The 313-nt window shown below is 62.9% G+C and carries 1 protein-coding gene; it reads right to left on the bottom strand.

Translation table 11 applies throughout. The features are described from left to right. Positions 1 to 286, bottom strand: a 286-nt coding sequence (locus tag P0D96_RS48565) for a VOC family protein (protein ID WP_408321517.1), incomplete at its 3' end; no start/stop codon positions are given. Positions 287 to 313: the final 27 nt, after the last annotated feature.

Below are 313 nucleotides of genomic sequence, written 5' to 3'. Positions count from 1 at the left end.
TGTCGTGGAATGGCTCGCTGATCTCGATGCCGCGACGGAGCAATTCATTGCGCGCGGCCACGATGTCGGAGACGACGAGGTGAAGCGCCTGGACTGAGCCCGGCGCGGCGGCGGTAACGTTCGTGCCGAACATAACTGAGCATGCGGAGCCGGGCGGTGTGAACTGGATCACGCGGTAGTCGTCCCCTGCCTTGAAGTCGAGATCGAGCCGCCAACCCAACTCGCCATAGAAGCGCTTGGCGCGATCGACGTCCAAGACAGGGATCACGACGATCTCGAGCTTCATGTCGAACGCGCCGGCGTCCAGGGTCTT

This window comes from Paraburkholderia sp. RL17-347-BIC-D (genome assembly GCF_046027915.1).
Classification (GTDB): Bacteria; Pseudomonadota; Gammaproteobacteria; order Burkholderiales; family Burkholderiaceae; genus Paraburkholderia.
Note: the sequence above shows the minus strand (reverse complement) of the source record. Positions and strands in the feature narration are given on the sequence as shown.